This window comes from Erwinia sp. GW821-FHT03D09, assembly GCF_059420805.1.
On the sequence record NZ_JBWKUK010000009.1, the window covers coordinates 158,576 to 176,696 of the forward strand.

Here is an 18,121-nt window from a genome sequence, read left to right on the forward strand (position 1 = left end):
CTCCCTCTGAATCAGAACAGTGCCAGCAGATCGCTGAAGATCCGATCGCCGGTTGAAATCACTTTCATGTTGGACTGATAGGCTTTGGTGTAAACGATCAGATTGATCGCTTCCTCGTCTTCCAGCACGCTGCTGTAGTTACTGCGATCGTTTTCCGTTTGGGTTAACAGTGAGGACGCCGCCTCCAGCGCTGCCTGATTGTCCCGGCTTTTTGTCGCAACAGTACCGACCAGCGTGGCGCTGGCGTTGGATAATGTCGTCTCTCCCATCCCCGGGATATCCATCGCCATATTGCCGATTTCAATCAGCTTTTTCAGGTTATCGTTGTTACCGTCAGCGTCCGGCAGGCTTGAGAACGCCAGCTCATCCCAGCTGATGTCGGTCAGCTGCAGCATGCCGTTCTGATTAGCCAGATCGAAGCTGAAGAGCGGTTTGCCGGGATTGCCGTTGCGGTCAAACCCTGCCACAAGCTGGCTGTTAAACGCCTCGGCCAGCGACTGCGCCATCCCCTGCACCGAGTTTTCCATCCCGGCCAGCGTTTCAGTTTCATAGTGGTGCAGACCGCCCAGCGCGCCGCCGCAGGCCATCTCGACCGGGAAAGTGGTATTGGAAAACGCCAGCGACAGGCTGTGACTACCATTGCTTTGTTTCATCTCCAGCTTACCCGCCGTGCTGCCGCTGACTAACGGCTGCCCGCTGTTCAGCGCTACGGTGTAGCTACCGTCGCTGGTTTCATTGACACGCACGTCAACGAAGCTGCTCAGCTGTTTCACGATCTCATCGCGCTGGTCGCGTAAAATGCTGGTATCACCGCCCAGCGCTTCGGACTCGGTGATTTTCTTGTTGTAGTCGGCAATATTACCGCTCAGCGTGTTGATGCTACCGATGCTGCTCTGCTGCTGGCTGCGGATATCACTGTGCTGCTTGTTGATAAACTCCTGCAGCTTATTAAAACGGGTCGCCAGCAGCTGTGCATTGGACAGCACGTCCTGACGCATTGCCTGGCTTTCCGGCCTTTCCGTCGCACCGCTTAAGGCACCGAACAGATTATCCAGCCCGTCGCCCAGCCCGGAGGTTTCGGAACCGATCATGGTTTCCATCTGGCTAAGGTAGTTCTGCGAGGTGGCATAAAAGTTGCCACCGCTGGTCGCCCGCCACACCTGGCCGGTCAGAAACGGATCGGCCATGCGGCGAATGCTGGTCACTTCCACGCCGCTGCCGCTGTCAAAGCGCGACTGGCCCATTGGACCTATCGCCATCTGCTCAACCCGCTGGCGGGTGTAGCCCGGCGTGGCGAGGTTGGCGGTGTTCAGCGCAGAGACATTAAGCTGAGTTTGTGCCGCCCTCATCCCGCTGTAACCAATATTGAATAGAGAGTTCATCGTTACCTCGTAGTGATGTTGTCTGAAAGCTGCTGAATTAACAGCCCGGCAATACCGGTTGTGCGCTGGCTGGCCAGCTCCTGCGCCAGCGCATCGTCATAGAAATCGCGCAGCGTGCGGGCTTCACGACTGTTGAACAGACTGTTTTCTCCGGTGAGAGCATCCACGCTTTTACGCATCTCCTGCAGCATCTGGCGCAGAAACATCGCTTCGAATTCTCCGGCAGCCTCTTCAAGATTTTTCGGCTTCACCCGTGCGGTAAAATCGCCCGCGCCCGGCGGCAGCGGCGTGCTGATTGCATTCACCATCAGATCACCACCAGTTCTGCGTCCAGCGCCCCGGCTTCATGCAGCGCCTGCAAAATCGCGATGGTGTCATCCGGTGATGCGCCCAGGCTGTTAATCGTATTCACGATGCTGCGCAGGCTGGTGCCCGCCGGAACCATCACCATCTGTCCCTTACCGCGACTGACGCCGATATCACTTTCCGGCGTTACCGCCGTTCTGCCGCCGCTAAGCGCGCCGGGCTGACTGACGTTTTTTGACTCGCTGATAGTGACGGTCAGTGAACCGTGTGACACCGCCGCCGCACGTACCACAATGCCTTCGCCCATCACCACTGTGCCGGTACGGGCGTTGAATACTACGCGGGCAGGCTGTTTACCGGCGTCGATCTGGACCTCCTCCAGCATCGACATAAAGGCCACCCGCGCGCTGGCCTCTTTCGGCGCACTGACCGAGACATTGGTGGCGCTTTTGGCCTGAGCAGTGCCGCTGCCGAAACGCTGATTCAGAGCGACGGCAATATTGTTGGCGGTTTTAAAGCTCGGACGCTTGAGGTTAAGATAAACCTCGTTGCTCTCAACGAAATCACTGGGGATTTCGCGCTCCACCGTTGCGCCATTGGGCACGGTGCCGACGGTCGGCGTATTAATAGTGATACTGGAGCCGCTGTCGCCGCTGGCTTTTACGCCGCCCACCACTACGTTGCCCTGCGCCAGCGCATAGACTTCACCATCGGCGCCGCGCAGCTGGGTCAGCAGCAGCGTGCCGCCGCGCAGGCTTTTGGCATCGCCCATCGATGAGACGGTGACGTTAATGGTCTGGCCGCGTGCGTACATCGGCGGCAGCGTGGCGCTCAGCGCCACGGCGGCCACGTTTTTCACCTTCGGGTCAATTTTCGCCGGCATCTGTACGCCGAACTGACGCAGCATATTGGTCACCGACTGGTTAGTGAACTTCACCTGGTTGCGATCGCCGGTGCCGTCCAGCCCGACCACCAGGCTGTAGCCCACCAGTTGGTTGCCGCGAATGCCCTGCACATCGACCAGCTGGCTGAGCGGCTGCGCCAGAAGCGGTGTTGCCGCGCCAAACAGGCCGGTGAGCAGCAGAGGTAATAAATAACGAAACATAATCAAAACCTTAAATCGGGAACAGCGGGTGATTGAAGAAGCGCGTCAGCCATCCGGCGGAGTTCGCGTCGCTCAGCGCACCGCGACCAGCATAGGAGATGCGCGCGTTGGCGATACGCTGTGAGGAAACGGTGTTATCGCGGCTGATATCTTCGGAACGCACCAGGCCAGAGACTCGCATATACTCATCCCCCTGGTTCAGCGTCAGCCATTTTTCACCGCGCACCACCAGCACGCCGTTGGGTAATACCTGATGCACCGCCACGGTTATCGATCCGCGCAACATGTTTTGCTGAGCAGAGGTGGCGTTGCCGTTGAAATTGCGATTGCCGGAGAGCGAACCGCTCAGCTTATCCAGCGTTTTACCAGCCACGGAGGGCGCACCCAGCTCCACATTGTTCTTTTTGCCGAAGTTGGTTTTCGCCTGCTTGCTCGACTGGGTGGACTCGTCCAACAGCAGGGTCAAAATGTCGCCCACGCGATAGGCACGGCGATCCTGAGTCAGCGACCAGTTATAGCTACTCTGATAAAGTCCGCCGCCGCGCACGGTGGCGGCGGGCTGACTGAAATCTGACGGCGGTGCAAACTCGGCGTCATCTTTCTGCACCAGATAGGGCGAACTTTCGCAGCCGCTCAGCAGCACGATGGTGGCCAGCAGCAGGTTCTTGTTCATGTTATTTCCTGTCAATACGGATTTTGTTCTGCTTATGCCGGGCGGAAAGCGACTTTCCGCGCCGGATGATTACGGGTTACACCTGCTGGTTAAGGAACTTCAGCATGTCGTCAGCGGCTGAGACCATTTTTGCGTTCATCTCATAGGCACGCTGTACGGTGATCATATCGACCATCTCTTCCACCACCTGCACATTGGAACCTTCCAGTGCACCCTGCTCCAGTTCACCAAACGCCTCTTCACCCGGCACACCTTCGAAGGCTTCGCCGCTGGCGGTGGTTTCGCGGTAAAGGTTACCGCCCGTCGCTTCCAGTCCGGCCGGGTTGATAAAGTTCACCAGCGTGATCTGCCCCAGCTCGGCCGGCTCGCTTTCGCCGCCGACCTGCGCCGTTACCGTGCCGTCTTTGGCAATGCCGATGCTCCTGGTGCCCTGCGGCAGCTCGATGCCCGGTATCAGCGGCAGCCCCTGAGCGTTGGTCAGCACGCCGTCGGCATTGACGCGCAGGTTCCCTGCGCGGGTGTAGGCGATATCACCGTCCGCCGTTTCCACCTGGAAAAAGCCCTGGCCGGTAATCGCCACGTCCAGCTCTTTCGAGGTCACCTGAATGGAGCCGGTAGTAAACGATTTCTCGGTGCCGAGGATCTTCACCCCACTACCGAACTGGATGCCGCCGGGGGTGTTGTTGTTCTGATCCAGCGCCACGCCCGGCGCGCGCTGGGTCTGATAGAACAGATCTTCAAAGACCACGCGATCGCGCTTAAAGCCGGTGGTGTTGACGTTAGCCAGGTTGTTGGAGATGGCGCCCATCTTGGCGTCCTGCGCCGCCAGCCCGGTTTTACTGACCCATAATGCGGGATTCATAACTGTCGTTCCTTCTTGATTAGCTGCCACGGATCAGCCGGTTGCCCGCCTGCGCCAGCGTTTCAGCCGCTTTCATCATTTTGATTTGTGCTTCGAACTGACGGCTGAGCGATACCGTGGCCACCATTTCGTTAATTGCCGAGACGTTGCTGGTTTCCAGATGTTCACTGGCAACCTGCACGCTTTCGCTGCGCGGTTCGGTTCGGCGGGTACTGACCAGCAGACCGTCATCGTTTTTACGCAGGCGGTTGGCGGGAACATCCACCAGCTTGATGCGATCCACGTCCATCGCCGCGTCCAGATCGCCGCTCTCGGGGATCACTGAGATCGTACCGTCATCGCCAATCGCCACTTCGGAAAACGGCGGCAGCTGGATCGGGCCGGCTTCACCCAGCAGGGGTTTACCGTTGACTGACAGATTGCCCATTTCATCAATGTCGATATGGCCATTGCGGGTATACACCTCACGACGCCCCTCGCGCAGGGCGATAAGTCCGTCGCCGCGAATACCAATATCCAGCTCGCGGCCGGTTTCTTTCAGCGCGCCGTTGGCCATATTGATGCCGCCGTTGGCGCTGTTGACCTGGTAGCGACTGTTGTAGCCGTAACCCGCCACCTGCTGACTGTTGGCCCGTTCCAGATCGGCACGGAAGCCTTCGGTATTGGCATTGGCCAGGTTGTTGGCGTGGATCATCTGCTGGTTCAGACTACGATTGGCACCGCTGACCGCGGTATAAATAAGGCGATCCATAATTACAGCGCCTGGAACAGGGCGTTCATCATCTGATCGTTGGTCGAGATGACTTTGGTATTCGCCTGATAGTTACGCTGTGCCGACATCAGCCCCACCAGTTCGGCGGTCAGATCGACGTTGGATGACTCCAGCGCGGCGGATTTGATGGTGCCGTACATGCCCGACTTCGGCGTGCCCAGCAGCGGCGCGCCGGACGCGTTAGTCTGCTGCCAGGTGGTGCCGTCGGTGGCCTGCAGGCCGTCGGGATTGGTGAAGTTCGCCAGCACCATCTGCCCCTGCAGTAAACGCTGGCCGTTGCTGAAGGTGGCATAGACCATACCGTCTTCATCGATCTGCTGACCGGTCTTCTCGCCCGATTTATAGCCGTCGGCCTTATTTTTGCTGACCGAGAAATCAGAACCGTACTGGCTGCCGCCGCCGTAGTTGATGTTGATATTCAGATCGTTAGCGCCGGCCGCCGGCGCGGTGACATTGACCGGGCCGGTCGGGTTAGTCAGCAGGCCGTTGGTATCAAACTCCAGAGAGGAAGAGGTAGCATTGGCCTTATCACCATCTACCACGTAGTAAGCCGTCCACTTGTTTTCGTCGTTTTTGACGAAGTACTGCGTCAGGGTGTGCTCGCGGCCCAGCGAGTCGTAAACCTGCGAGGTGTAGCTGTTATTAAAGGTGTCATTATTATCCGGATCGAAGGCCGGATCGTCCGGTTTTGCCTCGGCGCGCGCGTCCAGATTGGCCACAAAATCCAGCGTCGATGAGCTTTTGGCCGGCAGGCCGCTGGCGTTGATTTGCAGATCGCCAATGGTGCCGCTTTGCAATTTACCTTCGGCGTTGACCGGGTAGCCCTGTAGCTTGCTGCCCATATTGTTAACCAGATAGCCGTCGTTATCGGTACCGAAGTAGCCGGCACGGGTGTAGCTGGTGCTGCCGTTGGTATCGCGGACGACAAAGAAGCCGTTACCGTTGATCGCCAGGTCAAGGTTGCGCCCGGTGCCGGAAATGCCTCCGCCGGTGGAGATGCTCTGCGACAGGCTGCTGACACCCACGCCCAGCGGGGCGCTGCCGGCATACAGCGCGGAGAACTCAGCGCGCATTGACTTATAGCCGGTCGTACCGCTGTTGGCGATATTGTTGCTGATGGCATTCATCTGCTGGGTAATCGCATTTAACCCGGAGGTGGCAATATTAAAACTCATCACTAAAATCCTTACGCTTTGGCAGTCGCGGACTGGCCGCCAAACTGACTGATATTGAAGAAGGGAATTTCGCCCAGGCCTGGTATATTGAGCAGCGCCGAGCCGTCCGGCCCAATGCGCACGCTGTTAACGGTGCCGGCAATCTCGATCGGCACTTTTACGCCCCCCTCATCCGTCACCACCGACAGGGTGTATTCGCCTTTCTCAAGGCCCAGTTCATTCGGATCGATGCTGAACTCCACCAGGCCTTTTTCCTGTTTGCCCAGCTCGAGCGTGGTTTCATTTCCTGCAGCGTCTTTGATATGCACGGTCACGTTGCTGGACGGGTGATCCAACGTCAGGCGGCCATCAATCGGCTGTCCGTCCAGATTGGTTTTGTCGGAACGCACCATCACCGTCTGACCGGCCAGATTACCGATCGCCAGCACCTGCAGGTTATCCACCAGCGTGGTGGCGGTTTGCATCATGCCGGTCATATTCTGCATCGACTGCACCTGGGTCATCTGCGCCAGCTGGCCGACATATTCCGTGCCGTCGGTGGGATTCAGCGGGTCCTGATTCTGGATCTGCGCTACCAGCAGCTTCATAAACATATCGTTGAGATCGTTGCCGCCGTTACCCGTCGGCGCGCGTGGCGCATTGATGTCGTCGCTGTGATAGCCACTCTCTACATTACGCACGCTCATCAGGCTTCTCCCAGTCTCAGCAGGCTCTGCTGCATGCTTTTCACGCTGTTCAATACCTCAACGTTGGTTTCAAAATTACGCGATGCCGACATCATGTCGGCCATCTCTTCTACCGTGTTGATATCCGGGTAGAACACCTGGCCGTCGGCGTTTGCCAACGGGTTGCCCGGTTCATAGCGGCGGATCGCCGAACCGGTTTCCACCACGTCCAGCACCTGTACGCGGGCTCCCGGCATGGCCGAAGTGTCCATTAGCTGGCTGCGCTGATAGACCGCCGCAAAAACCGGGCGGCGCGCTTTATACGTCGCTTCCTCGCTGGCCGCCGGGGACTCCGCATTCGCCAGGTTGCTGGCGATGGTGTTCAGGCGTACCGTCTGCGCCGTCATCGCTGAACCTGACACGCGATAAATGTCGTTAAATGACATGGTTATTTCCCTTCAATGGCCTGTTTGAGGCCAATTAGTTTCGAATTCAAAAACTGCAGGCTGGTCTGATAATCCAGCTGGTTCTTCGCGAATTCGGCCTGCTCCACGTCAAGGGCAACGGTGTTGCCATCCGTAGAGGGTTGATAAGGCACGCGATATTTCACCACATGAGAAGAACCTAACGAAATTTTGCTCTGATAACGTTGCATCTCGGAGGCAAAATCAATATCTTTAGCCTGAAAGTTTGGGGTATCGACATTAGCCAGGTTGGCCGACAACAGCTCTGCTCGGGAAAGTCGAAGCTGTAGTGCGGCTGGATGAATGCTCAATGCCTTGTCAAAACTTATTCCCACGTTAAAACCTCAGTTAAACAATGATTCACACGCTTTATAGCAACAAGCGTGCCAACTTTTTAATTGATTGATTTTTCGAGGTTTATATGAATAATCCGATGACAAAGGGGAAGGCCTCTTTCCTCTGCCTGGCACTGTGGGGAGTGACCTTCTTTTCCGCTGCCGCCCCCGAACCGCAAACCGCCCGCAAGCAGATCTACAACCAGGCCGTGGCCAGCGCCGATGCGGATATCAAACGCGTGGCCACGCTGAAAAAATGGCAGGGCTATCAAACCAAAATCAACGTTTTTATCCCTACGGAAGCCAGCCGCTTTGCGCGCTGTTCCCGCCCGCTGAGCGTGGCCATGCCGGTCAGCGATCGCCCTGATTTATCACGACTGCGCTACGATATTCGCTGTGAGGGAGCGAACGGCTGGGAAATTAACGTCACGGTTAAACCCGATATTTACCTGCCGATTCTGGTGGCGAAGAACACCCTGGAACGCGGCAAGCTGCTGGCGGCCAGCGACGTGGAGATGAAAAAGAAGAACATTACCGGGCTGCGCGACGGCATTATCGTTAACCCTGACGACGCCATCGGTCTGACGGTGAAGAAACGCATTCGCGATATGCAGCCGATTTCCCCTTCCCTGCTGGAACAGCCGGTAATGGTGGAACGCGGCCAGCGCGTGGTGATGCTGGCCGAACAGGACGGCGTGCAGGCGAAGATGATTGGCGAGGCGATGAAGAAAGGCCGCAAGGGCGACGTGATCAAGGTGAAAAATCTGACCAGCCAGCGTACCGTCAGCGCCGTGGTGGAAGGGCCTGGCGTGGTGCATATGCTGTTGGCACCTTCGCAGTAATTGGCCAGGCGGAAGGAAAACTTCCGCTTTGGCACTGTCCGGCGGATATCATGCGGAAATTATTTCATCACTGATTTAAGTTCTTCCCCAGCGGGTCGCTATTGGAAAGTAGACGATATTTAAACGAATTTGGGTTGTAACCAGCGATGAAAATTACCTCTAATCTCTTAGTCCCAGGCAGCGCCATGCAAAACACCATAAAAAGCCCGGCCACAGAGAATGTGAAAACCTCTGCTGCGGCCCCCTCCGTTTCAGCTACGCCGATCAGTCAGGCCCAGCAGGCGCTGCGCGGCATGCCTGAAGTGGACAGCCAGCGCGTGGCAGAGATGAAGGCGGCCATCAGCAAGGGCGCGCTGGATACCGACCCGGCATCACTTGCACAAACCATGATGGATTATTACCGCCGATGAGTAACCAGACCGAACGCGTAAAGGCGCTGCTGCACGATTTGCAGCAGGATACCGATCGCTATCAGCGGCTGCTGGCTTTGCTGGAGCAGCAGCGCGAGGCAATGCTTGCCTGTCATGCTGCACGCAGCGAGGAGATTGGTGACGATCTGATGGCGGTTTATCCGCTGCTACAGGCCAGCGCGCGCCGCCGTGCTGAGACGCTGGTCGGTTTCTCACTGTCGCCGGACGGTCGCGGGCTGCTGGCGCTGTTTTCCCGTCTGCCCACCGCGCTGCGTGAGCGGGCCACCGGGTGGTGGAATCAGCTTGAGCAGCAGGCGCAGCGCTGCCAGCAGTTGAATCAGCACAACGGTTTGTTGTTGAGCAGCCAGCAGGAGATGTTAGGCGCGCTGTTGCATAACGATCCGCAGGATTTCCTTTATTCCCGGTAAATTTGGGGAGTGCTGGTTGCTGGCATCATGGTGCACCGGGGTTCGGCGTGTGGGGGCTACCTGCTAATTTTCCTGTTGAAATGTTTGTTGCTGGCTGCTGGTACCATAGTGTTTGGGGATCGGCGTGGGGGGCTACCCGGCGATCCCCTCGAAGCATTGTGCTCGCTGTTTTTCCTCTACAAAAAAGCAATCTGTTTTTCTGCAAAACCTGCCTACTGATTAGGACAACAACTTTCTGGTCAAAAACGCCTTCCAGTACCTGGAGGATTTGTCGTTCCCTAAGCGTTATTCACTTCTGGCTTTTATATGAAGCTCGAAGCCTCATGAACAAAATAGTTGCTTCATCGACCGGATAATCAACAGCGTTGACGGAAACTGAAAACAGATTCACCAGCAGGGACACTCTTTTATTTTCAGGCAACACGAACGTCAGAAAGCAGGCTGGCTGTGCCCCCGATCGGGCAATCCGCAGCGCTGAACGCAGCGAGGAAGCCAGGATTCGCCCACATGGACGTGGGCGAAAGGCACAGCCGCGCAGGACGCGCGTCTGTGACGGTCCGACAGGCTGACGAACACAGTGAGGGCACCGCGAAGCGGCGCGAGGACCGCCCGATCGGGGGCACAACCAGCCAGCGCCAGCCACCGATTCCGCAATAAACACGAAACAGTTACTCGCCTGTGACAGTCCGTCAGGCTGACGAACACAGTGAGGGCACCACGAAGCGGCGCGAGGACCACCCGAACGGAGACACAACCAGCCAGCGTAACGCACCGAACTTGCAGGCTAAAGCTACCTCAATAACGAAATCCCCGCCAACAGCGGATTGTCACCGTCCCTGACTTCCTCAGAACGATGCCAGGCAGCAAACAGCGCAGCGATCGTCTCATCATCCAGCACCAGATAGCTTTGAATAAACAGCGCGCAGAGCATTTTCACACTAAAAAATTGCTGGCACAGACGGTTGAACTCCTGCTCCCAGGCCTGCTCATCCGCCCCCGGAAAAACATGGTGATAAAAAGCATACAGCAAAACATTGATAAAAATGCTGCGGTGCAACTGCATAAACGCCGCCAGCTCACCATCATTTTCCAGATCGCTCAGCGTCTCCTGCAAATAGCGCGGGGTCATCACATTGATTTCGTTCAGCTTCAGCATCAGCGTTATTCCGGTCAGCGAATCGAGGCTGGCATCCAGATCCCTGCGGCTTAATGCCTGAAGCTCGGCAAGCTTATAGGTATCCACCGGAGGCAGCTGCGCAAACGCCTGCGCCATCGCGCCCTGCTGCAACATCGCCACCAGCTCGTCGCCAAATGCGGCAATCTGCTGCGGCTCCGCCAGCTGGCGGCTTTTCCCAATCAGCACAGCCAGCGCGTAGAGGATCAGTTCCGGCGGTGCATCGCTGGCAATCGCCAGATTGATCGCAGCCTGGTTCATCGCCTGCTGGCGCGGATCGAGCGCTGCGGCTTCCGGCTGCGCCGACATCTCACTGTGCAACACAAAGGCATCTTCCCGGCACAAAATCTCCTCCGCTGCGCGATCGCAGCCGGGCCGTGCGCTGTGACGGATCTGATCCTGCCAGCGCTGGGTTATCTGCCATGGCTGCTGCTGCTGGCAGCCGGGACAATCACAGGCCACGGCAAACTGCCGCAGGCGTAAAACATATTCAGGGGTATAACTTTCTGTCGAATTCACGTTGGCTCCCCGGCGCTGTCTGCACCGCGTAAAGTATTCAGTTTATGGAAAAAATGATGGGCCAGCGGCCGACCGGATTCGTCGCTGTCCTGATAGATATAGCTGGGATAGAGTGCAAACCAGCGCCCGCTCTCACACAGCCGCTGCCACTGCAGGTTCTGCTGAAGGCTCAGATCCTCCGGTGCTGCCCGCTGCTGTTCGAGGCTGGCTTCCAGCATGACGATAAAGTCGTTATATCGCGGCTGATTAACCGCATAGGCCACCGGTCGGGAAGCGCAGGTGACACGAATCGCCGCCGGTAGCGCCTTCAGCGGCTGGCCTCTTTCCAGCTCGCAGCCCAGCAGCAGCACGTCCCAGTGCAGCGCGCGGCAGGCGGCCAGCAGTTGGTTAAGGCTGTTAACGGTTTTTTCCTGACGGACAAAACAGGTACGGTCGTCCAGCAGCAGATAGTTGCCCCAGCCCGCGCGGCGGGCCAGCTCAGCTGCCCGTAAATGGCTCGCCGCCAGCGGCTCCCCCGGAACGGGGTAGAGCACCTCGATCTGCTGCGACTGCACGCCCTGCGCCACCAGCTCGCTGATGTAGCCTGTCAGCCGCTCTGGCTGCTTCGGGCAGGTGCTGACTATCACTCTGTCGAAAAATGACCAGTCGATCTGCGTACGTATCGGCGCCTGCCGCAGCCGTTGATAAAAGCGCTTCAGGTGTGGATCGGTGACGTAATCCATCAGTTGCCGGTCGTCGCGCTCGCCGCTACTCATCACAAAATCTTTATCAAAGGTGTTGGCATTATGTGAGATGCACAGGATGCTGCGCTCCGGGGCCAGCTGCAGCACCGGCGTGCTGAAGTCGTTGAGAAAACTCCCCTCTTCCGCCAGCCGCGCGCTGTCGTCATAGCGATGCCGTTTAAGATGCGATCGATGATAGGCAAAGGTGCCGTTCAGCGCGTGCTTCGCCCCAAAGGTGTGGCTGTGATAGATGCGGTTGATATGACTGTACCAGATAGGAATGCTGTCGCAGCCGGCGAATGTCGCCCGGTGGCGCTGCATCTCACTAATGGTGTAGCTGAGTTTATCCGGCGGATAGTAGTCATCGTCGTCCATGCAGATGATGTATTCCCCCTGCGCCAGCGCGTTGAGCCGATTACGTTTCTCGCCGATGGTCAGCCGCTGCGGTAAATGGTAGTAGCGGATCTGTTGCGGCGAGGTGGCATACTTTTTCATCCCTTCGATCAGGTCGGCATTGCTGGTTGCGGAGTCGTCGAGAATCACCAGCTCCCGCCGTTCAGCGGGATAGTCCTGATACTGAAACATATACAGCAGATAGGGCAAAAATGAGCGGCGATTCCACGTTGGGGTCACTACGCTGACAAACGGCAGTGATTCTCCCCGCCCGGCTGCCCGGGAATTGATGTTTTTTTGACCAGATTTCATTGACGTTTACTTTTTTCCGGAACGATGCCTGCGCATCCAGCTCTGCATCGCCTGAGCATCGGTGAGTTTTTGCCTGTCGCGATCCAGCGCCCGTCTGATGGCCACTTTTTGCTGCTCCATCACCACATTAAGGGTCATCTCGCGGCTGGCGTGTTCCAGCAGCTCACGCTGAGTGGCTTCCTGCTCAATGGCCGCCAGCGCTTTCTCCTGCTGCTGCCAGTCAATCACCCGCTGAATCGTGGCCTTGAAGCGTGCCTGGTTATGCAGCTGCGCAGCGTCGGAGGCGATGCCGCTGCTGCTGTCGCTCAGCATACGTAGCGCCTCGATGTTATTGCAGTAGCGCTGCTGTAGCTGTTTCTGCTGCGAGAGTTTGCTGCTGCTGTCTTCCACCGCGCGCTGACGGATCTGATGCAGTTTTTCCAGTACCTGGAGGCTGGCAGGTTTCTTACTCATGTCGCGATATCCTTGCGCTTAACTGTTTTCGTTTATTTTTTCTTTGAGCGGCCCAGTGCGCCCACTCAGGCTTTCACCAGGTTTTCCAGTCCGCTGATGCAGCTCTCCAGCGTGCTACATTCGTCTACCTGCTGACGTAAAAAGTTTTCCACCGCCGGGAACAGGCGCACCGCGCGATCCGCCGCCGCGTCCACGCCGGCGACATAGCCGCCGAGCGGCAGCAGCGGTTTGATTGCCATATAATCGGCGTACATCTGCTTCAGATCCCGCGCCGCCTGCTGATGGGGTTTCGCGGTGACCAGGCTCATACAGCGGCTGATACTCTGGCCGATATCAATTGCCGGATAGTGGCCGGTTTCCGCCAGCTGGCGCGACAGCACAATGTGGCCGTCAAGCACCGCCCTGGCGCAGTCAACGATCGGGTCCTGCTGATCGTCACCTTCGGCCAGTACGGTATAGATCGCGGTCATCGTACCCTGCCCCTCCGCGTTGCCCGCGGTTTCCACCAGCTTCGGGATAATGCCGAATGCCGAAGGTGGATAGCCTTTGGTTGCCGGGGGTTCACCCAGCGACAGGGCGATTTCACGCTGCGCCATGGCGTAGCGCGTCAGCGAGTCCACCAGCAGCAGCACGTCTTTGCCGCGATCGCGATAGTGGCTGGCGATGGCGTGGCACAGTTCGGTGGCTTTGATGCGCATCAGCGGAGATTCATCCGCCGGAGCCGCCACCACCACCGATTTCGCCATCCCGGCGGCCTGCAACGCGTGTTCGATAAACTCTTTCACTTCGCGTCCGCGTTCGCCGATCAGCCCAACCACCACCACTTCGGCACTGGTGCAACGGGTGATCATTCCCAGCAGCACGCTTTTACCCACGCCGGAGCCGGCCATCAGCCCGACGCGCTGGCCTTTACCAATGGTCAGCAGCCCGTTGATCGCCTTCACTCCCACATCCAGCGGGCTCTCCACCGCTTTACGGGTCAGCGGATGGATCTGCGGGATCTGCTGTTGCAGTACCGTGTCCCCTTCCAGCCTGCCGCGTCCGTCGATCGGCTCCCCCACGCCATTAATCACCCGCCCCAGCCAGCCGTCACCAATCAGCAGCTCGCTGTTCTTTTCCGCCGGGAACACCCGCGCGCCGGCCCTCAGCCCCTGCGGCTGTTTGAACGGCATCAGGTAGGTGACATCGCGGTCAAACCCTACTGCCTGAGCATCTATCAGCTCGCCGCTGCTGCTTTCAATCTGGCAGCGCTGTCCCACCGCCAGCTGGCAGCCGAGCGACTCCAGCAGCAGGCCATTAGCACGCACCAGCCTGCCCGCCACGCGGACCAGGTTAATGTTTTCTATCGATTTAAGCGCCTTATCCAGGGCCGACTGGGTAATCATGATGCTTCAGGCTCATCCTGCGGCTGCGTCAGGTTCTGCGACAGCACGTCCATACACTGCTCCAGGCGATGGGCGCAGCCGACATCCATCTCCGCCGCTTCGGTAATAATCCGGCATTCGCCTTCGGCAATGGCCGGATCGCTGGTCAGGCCCCACTCGCTGACTTTCTCCGCTTCGCTCTCGCTGATGCGGGCAAACTCCAGCGGATTCAGCAAGACCCGCAGGCGCTTCGGCGCTTCCGGCAGGGCGCTAAGCGCCTCTTCTACCAGCGCCAGCAGCTGGGTGGGCTGCAGTGCCAGCTCGCAGCGGATCACCTGGCGGGTGACTTTCTCCACCAGCTGTAACAGCTCGCTGCGGCGTCGCTGTTCGTATTCATTCAGCTGCGTCTGCATCTGCGAAATCAGATTGTCCAGCGGCCGCGCGGCGAGCATAAATTCGGTATGGGCGATGCGCTTACCGTCCTGCCGTCCCTGCAGCATCCCCTCTTCACGGCCCTGATTCAGCCCGTCCTGATAGCCCTGCTCTTTACCCTGCTCCATCCCCTGGCCGAAGCCATCGCTGATCCCCTGCTGGAAACCGGCCATCAGCTGCTGCTGATATTCCGCCGCGTTCAGCAGCTGGCCGTCGCCCTGCGGCCATGACCTGCGCAGCGGCGGGAACTGATAGAGGCGCGGCCGCGGATTGCTTACCCGTTGGTTCTTCTTACTCATTGGCCTACTCCATGGTCTGTTCGCTGAACAGCTGAACCTGGATCTCGCCCTCTTCCGCCAGCTCGCGTACGCGGGTCATAATATCTTTACGCACCTGCTCCACGCGGCTAACCGGCAGCGATCCCAGCCGCGAGGTGGTGCTTTGCAGCAGCTGCACCTGGCGTTTTGGCATTGCGGAATAGATCGCCTGGCTGAGTACCGCTTCGGTACCCTTGAGCGCGATAGCCCACTGTTCCATCGGGATCTCTTCCAGCAGACGTTGTAGCGTCGCCTCGTTCTGGCGGCTGAGAATGTAGAATTCGTACATTTCGGTTTTCAGCTCGTCCACTACGTTGGCATCGCGCGCATTCAGCTGCTCCAGCAGCGTCTGCTGGCTGCCGGGAATGCGGTTGACGATATTCGCCGCCTGCTTGATACCCTGCACTTTCGACCCATGTTCGGAGAGGACCGCCACGCCGCGTTCAATCAGACGATCCAGTTCGTCCACCACATCGCGGTTCACGTCGTCCAGCCGGGCAATGCGATAGAGAATTTCATCCTGCCGCGTGGCGTCCAGATGGGTTAACACCGTAGCCGCCACGTCCGGCGGCAGGAAGGCGAGGAACACCGCCTGCAGCTGTAAATGTTCCTGGTCGATCAGCGCCGCCAGCTGCGGGGTATCCACCCACTGCAGACGCGCCATGCGATAACGGATCTCATCGCCGTAGATGCCGTTAATCACGCTGCGGGCGATTTCCCCACCCAGTGCACGTTCAAGAATATTGCGCAGATAGCTGCGCGATGCGCCGTTAATACCGCTCAGTTCGCGGTAGTCCTGGAAGAAGTTATTCATCGCCTGCCGCGCCTGTGACACCTTGATGCCGTGCAGCCGTGCCATGGTTTCGCTAAGACGCAGTACTTCCTCACGGGAAAATTTACTCATCACCGTGGCCGCGGCGTCTTCACCAATGCTGAGTAACACAATGGCGGCCTGCTCCAGACGCGGTCGCTGCCCGGCAGCGCTGCTGCTTTTGCTTTTATTTTCTACTGCTGCTTCGCTCATTGCTGCTTATCCACTGTTTAATCACTTCAGCCACGCGATCGGTTTCGCTCTGGGCCAGGGTTTGTAGGTAGCCGATTTTCGTTTCCAGACCTGAGCTCTGCGGCGGCAGGTTTTCATCGCCCTGGAAGGAACTGGCGGGCAGTACAGGAACCTGTCCGTCGCCGTCGTCATCCTCATCTTGTGCGTTCAGATTTGGCCCCCGGACGACGGCAACGGCGGCGGCTTCTTCCCTGCGCTGGCCAATACGGCGCATCATCGGCAGCAGACCGAACAGGGTGATCACCCCGACCAGCAGTGCGATACCGCCGCGCTTGCTCCAGTCAATCACGCTCTGGTTTTCCCACCACGGCGTTTCCGGCTCCACGTAAGGCTCGGCTTCGGTGAAGCTGAGCATGCTCAGGGTCAGCGCATCGCCTCGTGCGGTATCAATACCGGCGGCCTGGCTGAGCATTTTTTCCACCTGCTGCTGATTTTCTTCCGTCCACGCTTTCACCGCGGCGGCGTTCTGGTTCAGCACCACCGATACCGACAGTTTTTCCAGCTGGAAGCCGGGATGGCGGATATGACGAACGTCGCGGTCGTAGTTAAACTGGCGCTGTGCCTGGTTACGGGTTGCCAGCTGTGGCTGGGCGCCAGCCCCCGGCGCAGCAGCGGGTTGGTTAGCCGGGCGATTGCTGAGCGATCCCGGTATCCCTACCGCCAGCTGCTCAGTGGTGTTTTCCTGCATCAGGCTTTCACTGGCCGGGCGCGGTTCGCCGTTAAAGCGTTCCTGAGTCTCTTCCACCTGGCTAAAGTTAATGCGCGGCACCACGCTGATACGGAAGTTGTCCTGGCCGATCACCGGCATCAGTACGTTAGCCAGATTGCGTTCGGTTTCCTGACGCAGGCGCTGAATCGCCTCGCTGCCCGATTTTCCGCCCTGGCGACCGTTCAGCTCATCCAGTCCGGCAGAAAGCAGCGCACCGTGCTGATCGACGACCCGTACCTGCTGCGGATTCATGCCCGGCACGCTGCCGGCTACCAGATTCACAATCGCCGCCACCTGATCGTCCGCCAGCGTTTTACCATAGCGCAGCCGCAGGATGACCGAGGCGCTGCTGTCCGGTTTGTTGCTAAGCACAAAGGAGCTGGTTTCGCTAATCCCCAGATGTACGCGCGCAAATTCGACGGAATCCAGCGCCATCATGCTCTGCGCCAGTTCCCCCTCAAGGCTGCGTTTAAAACGGACGTTCTGGATAAACTGGCTGCTGCCCAGCATCTCTTCTTTATCCATCAGCTCGTAGCCGGCAGGCGTCTGGGCACTGATACCCTTTGCCGCCAGCGCCATGCGCGCCTTCGGCAGATCGCCTTCCCTCACCAGCAGGTTGCCGCTCTGCGGCTCCACGCGGTAGGGGATTTGTTCACCGCTCAGTACTTCCACCACCTGCGGTACCGGGATGTTCTGCTGGGAGCCGAACAGCATGGTGTAGTGGTTATTGTTCTGCCACAGCAGGGCAACAATTATTGCCGTAGCGGCCAGCGCGCCCGCTGCGGGCATCCACCACTTTTTCAGTTGCGCTACCGGCAAGCCTGCCAGCAGCGATTTCATTTTATCGCCCACGATGCACCTTAAATTGAGATATTCATGACTTCATCAAAGGCGGTGTTCAGCTTGTTACGCACCTGCATCATGGCGGAAAATGCCACACTGGCCTTTTGACTCTCCAGCATCGCGCCCGTCAGGTCGTCGCTGATCCCCATATCAACCGCCTGCTGTTTTTTAGCCGCCGAATGCTGCAGGTTATCGACATGCCTGATGGCCTGATCCATTACGGAGCCAAAAGAAGGCGCAGAGAGCGATGCCGTCTGTGCCAGCGAGCCGGCCGGGTCAATACTGCCGCCGGCAGCCTGGGCGCGCATTTTCGCCATATCGGCAATCATCTGTGCCTGTCCGGCTGATGCGCCGTTGGCGGTTATTTTGTCGATCATAAAAGGGTTCCTGGTAAATGGATT

At 58.2% G+C, this 18,121-nt stretch carries 21 protein-coding genes; 3 read left to right on the plus strand and 18 right to left on the minus strand.

Annotated elements, in window-relative coordinates; all coding sequences use genetic code 11:
• Positions 1–11 precede the first annotated feature (11 nt).
• The 10 genes from flgK to flgB all read right to left on the minus strand — a co-directional run bounded on the left by flgK (position 12) and on the right by flgB (position 7,739).
• Complete coding sequence (flgK, locus tag AC07U6_RS11130) at positions 12–1,382, minus strand: flagellar hook-associated protein FlgK (protein WP_494761909.1); 1,371 nt, start codon at positions 1,380–1,382, stop codon at positions 12–14.
• Between the two features lie 2 nt (positions 1,383–1,384).
• Positions 1,385–1,690, minus strand: coding sequence for a rod-binding protein (locus AC07U6_RS11135; RefSeq protein WP_494761908.1), 306 nt, complete (start codon positions 1,688–1,690; stop codon positions 1,385–1,387).
• The gene (locus AC07U6_RS11140) at positions 1,690–2,793 is read right to left on the minus strand and encodes a flagellar basal body P-ring protein FlgI (RefSeq protein WP_494761907.1); all 1,104 of its coding nucleotides are present in this window, start codon (positions 2,791–2,793) and stop codon (positions 1,690–1,692) included. The genes AC07U6_RS11135 and AC07U6_RS11140 overlap by 1 nt, the downstream gene beginning before the upstream one ends.
• Before the next feature lie 10 nt (positions 2,794–2,803).
• Positions 2,804–3,466 carry a flagellar basal body L-ring protein FlgH gene (gene flgH, locus AC07U6_RS11145; protein WP_494761906.1) on the minus strand — a complete coding sequence of 221 codons (663 nt, stop codon included), beginning with the start codon at positions 3,464–3,466 and terminating at the stop codon, positions 2,804–2,806.
• A gap of 76 nt (positions 3,467–3,542) precedes the next feature.
• The gene (gene flgG, locus AC07U6_RS11150; RefSeq protein WP_494761905.1) at positions 3,543–4,328 is read right to left on the minus strand and encodes a flagellar basal-body rod protein FlgG; all 786 of its coding nucleotides are present in this window, start codon (positions 4,326–4,328) and stop codon (positions 3,543–3,545) included.
• Between the two features lie 19 nt (positions 4,329–4,347).
• Positions 4,348–5,079, minus strand: a complete 732-nt coding sequence (locus AC07U6_RS11155) for a flagellar basal body rod protein FlgF (protein ID WP_105590945.1) — start codon at positions 5,077–5,079, stop codon at positions 4,348–4,350.
• 2 nt (positions 5,080–5,081) lie between these two features.
• Positions 5,082–6,275 (minus strand): flagellar hook protein FlgE, encoded by a 1,194-nt coding sequence (flgE, locus tag AC07U6_RS11160; RefSeq protein ID WP_494761904.1) that lies wholly within the window; start codon positions 6,273–6,275, stop codon positions 5,082–5,084.
• 11 nt (positions 6,276–6,286) lie between these two features.
• The gene (flgD, locus tag AC07U6_RS11165; protein WP_494761903.1) at positions 6,287–6,961 is read right to left on the minus strand and encodes a flagellar hook assembly protein FlgD; all 675 of its coding nucleotides are present in this window, start codon (positions 6,959–6,961) and stop codon (positions 6,287–6,289) included.
• Complete coding sequence (gene flgC / locus AC07U6_RS11170) at positions 6,961–7,386, minus strand: flagellar basal body rod protein FlgC (protein ID WP_494761902.1); 426 nt, start codon at positions 7,384–7,386, stop codon at positions 6,961–6,963. The genes flgD and flgC overlap by 1 nt, the downstream gene beginning before the upstream one ends.
• A 2-nt stretch (positions 7,387–7,388) precedes the next feature.
• A complete protein-coding gene (gene flgB, locus AC07U6_RS11175; protein WP_494761901.1) occupies positions 7,389–7,739 on the minus strand; it encodes a flagellar basal body rod protein FlgB in 351 nt (116 codons plus the stop codon).
• A 98-nt stretch (positions 7,740–7,837) separates the two neighbouring features.
• Here flgB and flgA point away from each other — a divergent pair, with 98 nt between their 5' ends.
• The 3 genes from flgA to flgN all read left to right on the plus strand — a co-directional run bounded on the left by flgA (position 7,838) and on the right by flgN (position 9,419).
• Positions 7,838–8,581, plus strand: a complete 744-nt coding sequence (gene flgA, locus AC07U6_RS11180; protein ID WP_494761900.1) for a flagellar basal body P-ring formation chaperone FlgA — start codon at positions 7,838–7,840, stop codon at positions 8,579–8,581.
• Positions 8,582–8,766: 185 nt separating this feature from the next.
• Positions 8,767–8,991, plus strand: coding sequence for a flagellar biosynthesis anti-sigma factor FlgM (flgM, locus tag AC07U6_RS11185; RefSeq protein WP_494761899.1), 225 nt, complete (start codon positions 8,767–8,769; stop codon positions 8,989–8,991).
• On the plus strand, positions 8,988–9,419 hold the full coding sequence (gene flgN, locus AC07U6_RS11190) for a flagellar export chaperone FlgN (RefSeq protein WP_494761898.1): 432 nt from the start codon (positions 8,988–8,990) through the stop codon (positions 9,417–9,419). The genes flgM and flgN overlap by 4 nt, the downstream gene beginning before the upstream one ends.
• 790 nt (positions 9,420–10,209) lie before the next feature.
• On the opposite strand, the gene AC07U6_RS11195 is transcribed toward flgN, so the two are convergent.
• From AC07U6_RS11195 to fliE, 8 genes are all read right to left on the minus strand, one after another.
• Entirely contained in the window at positions 10,210–11,112 is a 903-nt protein-coding gene (locus tag AC07U6_RS11195) for a hypothetical protein (RefSeq protein WP_494761897.1), read from the minus strand.
• Complete coding sequence (locus AC07U6_RS11200) at positions 11,109–12,539, minus strand: glycosyltransferase family 2 protein (protein WP_494761896.1); 1,431 nt, start codon at positions 12,537–12,539, stop codon at positions 11,109–11,111. The genes AC07U6_RS11195 and AC07U6_RS11200 overlap by 4 nt, the downstream gene beginning before the upstream one ends.
• A 6-nt stretch (positions 12,540–12,545) precedes the next feature.
• On the minus strand, positions 12,546–12,992 hold the full coding sequence (locus AC07U6_RS11205; RefSeq protein ID WP_494761895.1) for a flagellar FliJ family protein: 447 nt from the start codon (positions 12,990–12,992) through the stop codon (positions 12,546–12,548).
• A gap of 65 nt (positions 12,993–13,057) precedes the next feature.
• Entirely contained in the window at positions 13,058–14,377 is a 1,320-nt protein-coding gene (fliI, locus tag AC07U6_RS11210) for a flagellar protein export ATPase FliI (RefSeq protein ID WP_494761894.1), read from the minus strand.
• Complete coding sequence (gene fliH / locus AC07U6_RS11215; protein WP_494761893.1) at positions 14,374–15,087, minus strand: flagellar assembly protein FliH; 714 nt, start codon at positions 15,085–15,087, stop codon at positions 14,374–14,376. The genes fliI and fliH overlap by 4 nt, the downstream gene beginning before the upstream one ends.
• 4 nt (positions 15,088–15,091) lie before the next feature.
• Positions 15,092–16,129, minus strand: coding sequence for a flagellar motor switch protein FliG (locus AC07U6_RS11220; protein ID WP_105590932.1), 1,038 nt, complete (start codon positions 16,127–16,129; stop codon positions 15,092–15,094).
• Positions 16,104–17,729, minus strand: coding sequence for a flagellar basal-body MS-ring/collar protein FliF (gene fliF, locus AC07U6_RS11225; protein ID WP_494761892.1), 1,626 nt, complete (start codon positions 17,727–17,729; stop codon positions 16,104–16,106). Before fliF ends, AC07U6_RS11220 begins: the two co-directional genes overlap by 26 nt.
• An 8-nt stretch (positions 17,730–17,737) precedes the next feature.
• Positions 17,738–18,094 (minus strand): flagellar hook-basal body complex protein FliE, encoded by a 357-nt coding sequence (gene fliE / locus AC07U6_RS11230; protein ID WP_494764449.1) that lies wholly within the window; start codon positions 18,092–18,094, stop codon positions 17,738–17,740.
• Positions 18,095–18,121 lie beyond the last annotated feature (27 nt).